Origin of the sequence: Arenimonas sp., from assembly GCF_041913985.1 — a bacterium.
Taxonomy (GTDB): Bacteria; Pseudomonadota; Gammaproteobacteria; order Xanthomonadales; family Xanthomonadaceae; genus Arenimonas.
In genome coordinates, this window is sequence record NZ_JAYSEG010000038.1 from 20,638 (window position 1) to 29,456 (window position 8,819).

The following is an 8,819-nucleotide window of genomic DNA, read 5'->3' on the forward strand; positions in this document are numbered from 1 at the left end:
GCCGGGGCGCATGGACGCCCACGGCCGGCTGCCGGCGATGGACAACCTGCGCGCGCTGGCGATGCTCGCCGGCGTGGGCTTCCACGCGGCGCTGGCCCATAGCCCCATGATGCATCCGCTGTGGCCGGCCGCCGACGCCGGCAACGCGCCGGTGGTGGACGCGCTCGCCTGGTTCCTGCACGCCTTCCGCATGCCGGTGTTCTTCCTGGTGGCCGGCTATTTCAGCGCGCACCTGCTGGCGCGCCACGGCATGGCCGGCCTGTTCCGCAACCGCGGCGCGCGCGTGGGGCTGCCGCTGCTGGTGTTCCTGCCACTGGCCAGCCTGGCCATGCACGCGCTGACGCTGCAGGCCGCCGAGGACAGCACTAATCCACCGCCGGCGCTGGCCTGGGTCCGCGGCTACCTGCAGGCGGGCGGCGAGCTGCCCTGGCTCACGGGCTGGATGCACCTGTGGTTCCTGTTCTACCTGCTGGTGTTCACGCTGTTGGCGTGGGTGGTGGCCACGCTCGGGTTCGAACGCGTTGGAACACGCTTCGCCCGGCTGCCGACGGCGGCGCTGGTGCCGCTGCCGCCGCTCGCGCTGGCGCCGGCGCTGATCGTGCCCGGCGCGCCGTGGCCGGCGCCCGACGGTTTCCTGCCGGCGCTGTGGGCGATGGTCTATTTCGGCGCGTATTTCGCGCTTGGCGCCTGCGTGTTCCGGCACGCGGTCCTGGTTGAACGGCTGCGGCCGGCCTTCTGGTATCTGCTGGTGGGCGCGGTGGCGGCGCATGCGCTGCTGTTCGGGTGGCGCGGCGGCGCGCCGGCGCACGGCTGGCCGGTGCTGCTGGAAGCCGCCGCGGGTTACTGGATGACGCTGTGGTGCCTGCTGGCGGCAACGCGCTGGCTCGACAGCGCCCATGCGCTGCTTCGCTGGCTCGCCGACGCCTCGTACTGGGTTTACCTGGTGCACCTGCCGGTGCTGTTCGCCCTGCAGTACCGCCTGATGGACCTGGCCATGCCGTGGCCGGCGAAGTGGGCCCTGGCCACCGGCGTGACGCTGGCGGTTTGCCTGGCCAGCTACCAGTGGCTGGTGCGCGGCACGGTAATCGGCCGGTTGCTGGCGGGCCGCCTGTTCAAGCGGCCGCTGGCGCCGGTTCCGGAGCGCGCCGCATGAAGCGCTGGCTCCGCCTCGCCGCGCGTGCCGCGCTGCTGGTTGCCGTGCTGCTGGTGCTGGCGGCCGCCGTGGCCTGCCTGGTGCCGGTGCGCGCCACGGTCGCCGCCATCGAACCGCGAACCGACACGCGCTACTGGGAAATGTCGGGCGGCTATCGCATCGCCTATACGCGCCTGGCGCCGGCGGCCGGCGTGCCCGGGCGCACGCCGGTGCTGTTCCTGCACGGCGGCCCGGGCGGTTACGTGCATTCCTCGGTGATCCGCGCCCTGCAGCCGCTGGCGGATGCGGGCCACCCGGTGTACCTGTACGACCAGCACGGCTCGGGCCTGTCGGACCGCCTGGCGCGGCCGAAGGCCAGCAGCTTCCCCGACCAGGTGGACGACCTGCACGAGATCGTCTCGCGCCATGTCGGCGCCGCGCGCGTGGCGCTCATCGGGCATTCGCACGGCGCGCGCGTGGCCACGTATTTCGCCGCGGCGCACCCGGAGCGCGTCGAGGCGCTCGTGCTCAGTTCGCCCGGCAACCTCGAGCCCGCCGAATACGACGACGCGGGCCGCCCGCGCGTCGAGGCGGCTTTTCCCGTGCCCGCCGCGCTGGACTTCCGCCCGCCTGATGCCGAGCAGTACCGCCGCGACACCGCGCTGACGGCCCTGCCGGTGAAGCTGGTGCTGGCGCAGGCCGTCGCCATGGCCTTCGACGTCAAGCTCGTCTCCGACGCCGAGGCCGACGCGGCGCTCAACACGCTGGCGGCCGGCTTCACCCGCAACATGGTCTGCGACCCCGCCAGGGTGCAGCCCGAGGAAGGCGGCGCCGGCTTCTACGTGCGCACCGGCGCGAACTGGTTCGGCGGCGTGCAGGACCCGCGCCCGCGCATGCGCCGCTTCACCGCGCCGGTGCTGGTGCTGCAGGGGCAGTGCGACTTCGTGCCCTACGCCGAAGCCTACGAATACGTCTCGCTGTTCCCGAACGCGCGCTACCAGTTCATCGAAGGCGCCGGCCACCTGCTCTGGTGGGAGCAGCCGGCCGCGTACGCCGGCGCCATCGCCGGTTTCCTCGCGGAGCAGTCGCCCACCAGCGCCTGGCCGCCGAACGACGGCCTGCGCCAGCAGCCGCTGTGGCCCGCGGGTGCGCCGGACATGCCGCCCGGGCCGCGCCGGCCGGAAACGGTGTTCCGCGTCGCCAAGGTGCCCGGGCGTGAATACACCGGCATCGGCGACGTCAGCGAGCCCACGCTCACCGTGTACCCGGCGCGCGGGGAGCCGAACGGCGCGGCCATCGTGGTGTTCCCCGGCGGTGGCTTCAACCTCCTGGCCATCGACATCGAAGGCACCGAGGCCTGCGACTGGATCACCTCGCGCGGAATGGCCTGCGCGCTGCTCAAGTACCGCGTGCCCGGCAGCAACCACCACTGGGACCGGGCCTGCCGCTGCCACGTGACGCCGCCGGTGCCGCTGGCGCTGCAGGACGCGCAGCGCGCCATCCGGTTGCTGCGCGCGCAAGCGGCAACGCTGGGCATCGATCCGGCGCGCATCGGCGTGATGGGCTTTTCCGCCGGCGGTTACCTGGTGGCGCAGACGAGCGCCCTGCCCGAGCCGGCCTACGCGCCGGCGGATGCGGTGGACCGCGTTTCAAGCCGGCCCGACTTCGCCATCGCGCTCTACCCCGGCCACCTGTGCCGCGAGGGCGGGGTGCTCGACCCGGGCCTGCCCATTGGCCCGCACATTCCGCCCACCTTCCTGCTGCACGCGCAGGATGACCCCGTGGACGACCCCTGCAACAGCACGCTCTACGCCCGCGCGCTGGAAGCCGCCGGCGTGCCCGTGGAACTGCACCTGCCCGCCACGGGCGGCCACGCCTTCGGCCTGCGCCCTGCCGGCAAGCCCGTGGCCGATTGGCCCACCCTGGTGGAGCAGTGGCTCGCCGCGGGCGGAAAGTGAACCTGACCCCGTTTCTTTATTCTTCGTCGTCGCCGCGCAGGACTTTTTGCTGCATGGCGTCGAGGTAGGCGTCGGCTTCGGCCATGGACGAGAAGATCTCGTTCAGCGGCACCGCCTTCACCACGTCGAAGACCTTCTGGATCTGCGGCTGCGGGTGCGCCACCAGCACCCGCCCGCCGCGTGCGGCCAGGGCCTTGCGGGCCTTGAACACCGAACGCACGCCGGCCGAGCTGATGTATTCGAGGTTGGCCAGGTCCAGCACCAGCGAATGGATGGGCGAAGCCAGCAGCGGCGCCAGCTGGCGGTCGAGCTCCTGGTAGCTGTGGGTGTCGAGGCGCCCGCCGATGGCGACGCGCTGGCTGCCGTTGCTGGCGGGCTGGATCTGTACGCTCAGGTTCATGCGGCTCTCCCGGGGGGCTCGGTTCTCAGGACGACGCGAAGGACGTTGTGCACGCCTTCGCGGGCATAGGTGACTTCTTCGGCCAGCTGCCTGACCAGGTGCACGCCCAGCCCGCCCACCGGGCGGTCGGCGATGTCGGCGTCCAGGTCGGGCTCGGGGCGATCGAGCGGGTTGTAGGCCACGCAGTCGTCGCGGAACTCCAGCGTGACCAGCGGGCCTTCGATGGCGATGCCCACGCTGATCTCGTGCTGCCGGCCTTCGATGCGGCCGTAGTCGAGCGCGTTGCAGACGACCTCCTCGGTCACCAGCTGCACGTCGTGCGCCACGCCCGGGTGCACGCCCTCGCGGGCCAGCACGCCTTCGATGGCGGCCACCAGGTCGCCCAGCTGGCCTTCTTCCTGCGGCACCTGCAGCACGATGTGCATGCTCACGCTTCCCCTTCGGTGCCGTCGTCGCGCAGGTAGCGCAGCGCCAGCACGGTGATGTCGTCGGACTGCGGCGCGCCGGCCGCGAAGGCCTGCACCGCCGCCAGCAGCGCCTCGCACTGGCCCTGGGCCCCGCGCCCCGGCGCCAGCGCCTCAAGCAGCCGCTGTTCGCCGAAGGCCAGGTTGGCCGGGTCGAAGGCCTCGGTCACGCCGTCCGTATAAAGCACCAACGTGTCGCCGTGGCCAAGCCGGCCCGTCCACAGCACGTAGTCGTCGTGGGCCTCGAAGCCCAGCGGGCCGCCGGCCGGCACCGCCAGCCATTCGCGCTGGCCGTCGGCGCGCAGCAGCGCCGGCGGTTCGTGGCCGGCGTTGGCCATGGCCAGCTCGCCGGTGGCCAGGTCGAGCTTGCCGCACAGGGCGGTGGCGAACATGCAGGTGTCGTTGCCTTCCACCAGGTGCCGCGAGGCCTCGGCCAGCGCACGCGCGGGCGAGCCGCCCAGCTGCGCCGCCACTTCCAGCACGGTCATGGTGCGGGCCATGAACAGCGCCGCCGGCACGCCCTTGTCGGAAACGTCGCCGGCCACGAACCACAGCACGCCGTCGCCCTGGTCGAAGAAGTTGTAGAAGTCGCCGCCTACGGCCTTGGCGGCCTTGAGCAAGGCGCCGGCCTCCACCCGCGCACCGGCGGCGCTGACCTGCCGCGGCGGCGGCAGCATGGCCAGCTGGATGTCGCGGGCGATGTCGAGTTCGCTCTCCAGCTTCTGGCGTTCGCTGGCCATGCCGGCGATCTCGTCGAGCTGGAAGCGGATGGAGTCGCGCGCCCGTTCCAGCGCGCGCGCCATCACGCCCACCTCGTCGCCGCGGGTGTCGTGCGGCACCGGCCAGTCGTATTCGCCGATGGCGAAATGCCCGGCCGAGCCGGTGAGTTCGCTCAGCGGCACGGTGATGCGCGCGGCCAGCCGGCGCACCACCAGTGCCATCACCAGCACCGCCAGCATCGCGCCCAGGCCCAGCCAGCGCACCTGCCGCCGAAGGTCGGCCAGCACCACGTCGTATTCGAGCGAAATCTGCAGGCCCCAGCCCGAATCGGCGATGGGCGTGTACACCGTGAAGCGTTCGCTGCCGCCGGCCGGCGGGCGGTGCCGGAACTCCAGCGGCTGGCCGGCGGCGCGCGCGGTTTCCATGGGCGCCAGGTCGGTGCGGCCGGCGCTTTCGGCGAAGCCCGCCAGCGTGTTGTTCAGCGCCACGCCGGGCTCGGGGTGCAGGGCGATGGTGCCGCCGGGCGCGAACAGCATCACGCGATGGCCGGGGATCTGCCGCACCGGGTCGAGCAGTTCGCCCAGCCGGCGCACCGGCACGTCCAGGCTCACCATGCCGCGGGCCACGCCCTGGGCGTCGCGCAGCGGGCGGTTGAGCGTGACCATCCACACGCCGCCGGCGGTTTCGTTGAAGTAGGGCTCCGACCACCACGGCGCCGGTGCCTGCAGCGTGCGCTGGTACCAGCCCTGCGCGAACAGGTCGTAGCCGTCGGCCAGCATGTCGCGGTCGGGCACGCCGAAGGCGTCGCGGCCGGCGTAGTAGGCCAGCGGCTGGCCGTCCACCAGCACGCCCGGTTCCAGCGCCACCAGGCCGCCCGCGGCCGAGCCGTCGGCCGCCACCAGCGCTTCCATCGCGCCCACCAGGTCGTTGCGCTGCAGGCCCAGCCGGTTGAACAGGCCGACCACGCCGTCGGACGTGATGCGCACCGAGGCCATGGCGGCAGCCACGCGTTCGGCGGCCTGGCGCGCTTCGAAGCGCGTGCGGTCTTCGGCCTCGGCGAGCAGCTGCTGCCGCGCCACGTAATAGGCCACCGCGAAGCCGGCCACCAGCACCAGCGCCAGCAGCGCGCCGAACCAGCCCATCAGCCGCGTGCGCAGGCTGTGGCGCCAGTGCACGACGTGGGTGGCGGCGGCGGACAGGTCGTTCACGCGGACTCCCCGGCTTCGTAGCGCAGCGCCAGCAGGGTGATGTCGTCCGACTGCGGCGCCTCGCCCGCGAAGGATTGCACGGCGGCGTGAAGCCGGTGACAAAGCGCGGCGGGTTCGTCTCCCGGCGCCAGCGCCTGCAGCAGGCGCGCTTCGCCGAAGGCGCGGTTGGCCGGGTCGAAGGCTTCGGTCACGCCGTCGGTGTAGAGCAGCAGGGTGTCGCCCGGCGCCAGGCGGCCGCGCCACGGCGGGTAGTCGTCGGCCACGTCGATGCCGAGCGGGCCGGTGGTGGGCACGGGCAGCAGTTCGCGGCGGCCGTCGGCGTGCAGGTGCACCGGCGGTTCGTGGCCCGCGCTGGCCAGCACCAGCTGGCCGGTGCGCAGGTCCAGTACGCCGCACAGCACGGTGGCGAACATGCAGGTGTCGTTGCCCTCGGCCAGGTGTTGGGCCGCCGCGCGCAACGCGCTGCCCGGCGAGCCGCCGGCCTGCGCCGCCACTTCCAGCACCGTCACCGTGCGCGCCATGAACAGCGCCGCCGGCACGCCCTTGTCGGACACGTCGCCGATGGCGAACCACAGCACGCCGCCCTCGCGCTCGAACACGGTGTAGAAGTCGCCGCCCACTTCCTTGGCCGGGTCGAGCAGGCCGTGCCAGGCCACGCGGAAGCCGCCGCCGCGCAATTCGCCCGGGCCGGGCAGCAGGGCCAGCTGGATGTCGCGGGCGATGCCCAGCTCGCTCTCCAGCCGCGAGCGCGCCGCGCCCATTTCGGCGATCTCCACCAGTTGGCGCTTGATGGAGCCGCGCGCGGTGTCGAAGGCGCGCGCCATCACGCCTACTTCATCCTCGCGCTCCACGTGGCGCAGCGGATAGTCGAACTCGCCGCGGGCGAAATGGTGCGCGGCGTCGGTGAGGTCTTCGATGGGCTTGGCGATCAGCCCCGAATGCCGGCGCACCGCCCACACGCACAGCACCACGCCCAGCAGGCCGCCGCCCAGGCCCCATAGCGTCACCGCATTGAGCTGGGCCAGGATGACGTGCTCGGGCACGCTGAGCGCGAAGCTCCAGCCGGTTTCGCCCACCGGCAGCATGAAGCTGTGGTGGCGTTCGCCCGCGCGCGGGCCGTTGCCGGCAAGCGTGTGCTGGAACTCCAGCGGCAGGCGGCGGCGCAGCGCGTCGGCCAGCGGCGCCAGGTCGTGGCGGCCGGTGCTTTCGATCACCTTGGGCAGCGGGCCGCCGTCGCGGAACGGCGCCTCCGGATGCACCACGGCCCGGAATTCCGGCGAGAACAGCATGGGCACCAGCCCCGGCGCGTCCACCAGCTGGCCCAGCTGGCCGCGCAGGCGCTTCACCGGCACGTCCAGGCTGACCATGCCGATGGCGCCCATGCCTTCGCCGCCGGGCCGGAACAGCGGCAGGTTGTAGGTGACGAACCACTCGCCGCCGGTGGCGTCGTTGCGGTAGGGCTCGCTCCACCAGGGCAGCGCGGTGCCCACGGTGCGCGTGTACCAGGGCATCACGCGGTAGTCGTCGTAGCCCAGGCCCTGCAGCGTGGTGTTCACCAGGCCCAGGCCCTCGCGGCGCACGTACCAGTCGAAGCCCGGGTCGTCGTCGCCGAGGCGGCCGGGCTCCATGGCCACCATCACGCCGGCGATGTCGGGGTCGGCGGCCAGCGTGGCCTCGAGCAGGGCGCGCAGGTTCAGCGGTTGCCGGCCCAGGCCCGAGGCCGCGCCCGCCAGCGTGCGGCCGCTCACCTGCACCGAATCGAGCGTGGCCTCGAGGCCCCCGGCGGCCTGCTGGGCCAGCCCGCGCATTTCGGCCTGCGTGTTGGCGATCAGCACCCCGCGCAGGGCCAGGTAGAACACCGCCGCCACGGCCGCCAGCAGCAGCACGCTGGTGAGGCTGGACCACAGCAGCAGGCGCGTGCGCAGGCTGCGGCGCCAGGGCACCTGGCGCCCGCCGACCGACCCCCGCCGTGGCTGCTGGTCCGTCATGCTTCCCTCCGAAGCCGCCCCCGGAGCATACCCTGCGGTAAACTTCCGGTTCTTATCCGGAAACGACGACGCGCCGGGCCGCCGGCCGCGAGGAAGAGAGAAAAATGAACTGGCTGACCGACGCACTGGAAAACGACCTCGACCCCGTCGAGACCCGCGAGTGGATGGAATCGCTGAAGGCCGTGCTGGACGCCGACGGCCCCGAGCGCGCCCACCATTTGCTGCAGCGCATGGTCGAACTGACCCGCCGCGCCGGTGCGCACCTGCCGTTCCAGCCCACCACCGAATACATCAACACCATCCCGCCGCACCTCGAGGCCAAGAGCGACGGCGACGCCATGATGGAATGGCGCATCCGCTCCATCATCCGCTGGAACGCCATGGCCATGGTGGTGCGCGCCAACCGCCGCCCCGGCGACCTGGGCGGCCACATCGCCTCGTTCGCCTCCGGCGCCACGCTGTACGACGTGGGCTTCAACCACTTCTGGCGCGCGCCCAGCGCTTCGCACCCGGGCGACATCCTGTACATCCAGGGCCACAGCTCGCCGGGTATCTACGCCCGCAGCTTCCTGGAAGGCCGCATCAGCGAGGCCCAGCTCGACAACTTCCGCATGGAAGTGGACGGCAAGGGCATCTCCAGCTACCCGCACCCGTGGCTGATGCCGGACTACTGGCAGACCCCCACCGTTTCCATGGGCCTGGGCCCCATCAGCGCCATCTACCAGGCGCGCTTCCTGAAGTACCTGGAAAGCCGCGGCCTGATCGAACCCAGCGACCGCAAGGTGTGGTGCTTCCTGGGCGACGGCGAGACGGACGAGCCCGAGAGCCTGGGCGCCATCGGCGTGGCCGGCCGCGAGGGCCTGGACAACCTCATCTTCGTCATCAACTGCAACCTGCAGCGCCTGGACGGCCCGGTGCGCGGCAATGGCAAGATCATCCAGGAGCTGGA

Annotated in this window: 6 protein-coding genes and 1 pseudogene; 3 read left to right on the forward strand and 4 right to left on the reverse strand. The window is 72.4% G+C overall.

Going from position 1 to position 8,819, the window contains the following annotated elements; translation table 11 throughout:
• The first annotated feature begins 10 nt into the window (after positions 1-10).
• Together ACE3Q2_RS11765 and ACE3Q2_RS11770 are read left to right on the forward strand one after the other, a co-directional pair.
• Entirely contained in the window at positions 11-1,153 is a 1,143-nt protein-coding gene (locus ACE3Q2_RS11765; RefSeq protein ID WP_231698298.1) for an acyltransferase family protein, read from the forward strand.
• Entirely contained in the window at positions 1,150-3,090 is a 1,941-nt protein-coding gene (locus ACE3Q2_RS11770) for an alpha/beta fold hydrolase (protein ID WP_374474202.1), read from the forward strand. The genes ACE3Q2_RS11765 and ACE3Q2_RS11770 overlap by 4 nt, the downstream gene beginning before the upstream one ends.
• A 16-nt stretch (positions 3,091-3,106) precedes the next feature.
• On the opposite strand, the gene ACE3Q2_RS11775 is transcribed toward ACE3Q2_RS11770, so the two are convergent.
• Genes ACE3Q2_RS11775 through ACE3Q2_RS11790 form a run of 4 tightly spaced genes read right to left on the reverse strand, consistent with a single transcriptional unit; the run spans position 3,107 to position 7,870 of the window.
• The gene (locus tag ACE3Q2_RS11775) at positions 3,107-3,490 is read right to left on the reverse strand and encodes an STAS domain-containing protein (protein ID WP_374474204.1); all 384 of its coding nucleotides are present in this window, start codon (positions 3,488-3,490) and stop codon (positions 3,107-3,109) included.
• Complete coding sequence (locus ACE3Q2_RS11780) at positions 3,487-3,915, reverse strand: ATP-binding protein (protein ID WP_374474208.1); 429 nt, start codon at positions 3,913-3,915, stop codon at positions 3,487-3,489. The genes ACE3Q2_RS11775 and ACE3Q2_RS11780 overlap by 4 nt, the downstream gene beginning before the upstream one ends.
• A 2-nt stretch (positions 3,916-3,917) precedes the next feature.
• The gene (locus tag ACE3Q2_RS11785; RefSeq protein WP_374474205.1) at positions 3,918-5,882 is read right to left on the reverse strand and encodes a SpoIIE family protein phosphatase; all 1,965 of its coding nucleotides are present in this window, start codon (positions 5,880-5,882) and stop codon (positions 3,918-3,920) included.
• A complete protein-coding gene (locus tag ACE3Q2_RS11790; RefSeq protein ID WP_374474207.1) occupies positions 5,879-7,870 on the reverse strand; it encodes a SpoIIE family protein phosphatase in 1,992 nt (663 codons plus the stop codon). Before ACE3Q2_RS11790 ends, ACE3Q2_RS11785 begins: the two co-directional genes overlap by 4 nt.
• A 104-nt stretch (positions 7,871-7,974) precedes the next feature.
• Between ACE3Q2_RS11790 and aceE the strand changes: the two are divergent.
• Positions 7,975-8,819 (forward strand): annotated as a pseudogene (gene aceE / locus ACE3Q2_RS11795) (pyruvate dehydrogenase (acetyl-transferring), homodimeric type); the annotation flags it as partial.

Coding starts and splice junctions, on each gene's coding strand:
- ACE3Q2_RS11765 (WP_231698298.1), top strand. CDS start 11: ATGGACGCCCACGGCCGGCTGCCGGCGATGGACAACCTGCGCGCGCTG.
- ACE3Q2_RS11790 (WP_374474207.1), bottom strand. CDS start 7,870: ATGACGGACCAGCAGCCACGGCGGGGGTCGGTCGGCGGGCGCCAGGTG.
- ACE3Q2_RS11780 (WP_374474208.1), bottom strand. CDS start 3,915: ATGCACATCGTGCTGCAGGTGCCGCAGGAAGAAGGCCAGCTGGGCGAC.
- ACE3Q2_RS11775 (WP_374474204.1), bottom strand. CDS start 3,490: ATGAACCTGAGCGTACAGATCCAGCCCGCCAGCAACGGCAGCCAGCGC.
- ACE3Q2_RS11770 (WP_374474202.1), top strand. CDS start 1,150: ATGAAGCGCTGGCTCCGCCTCGCCGCGCGTGCCGCGCTGCTGGTTGCC.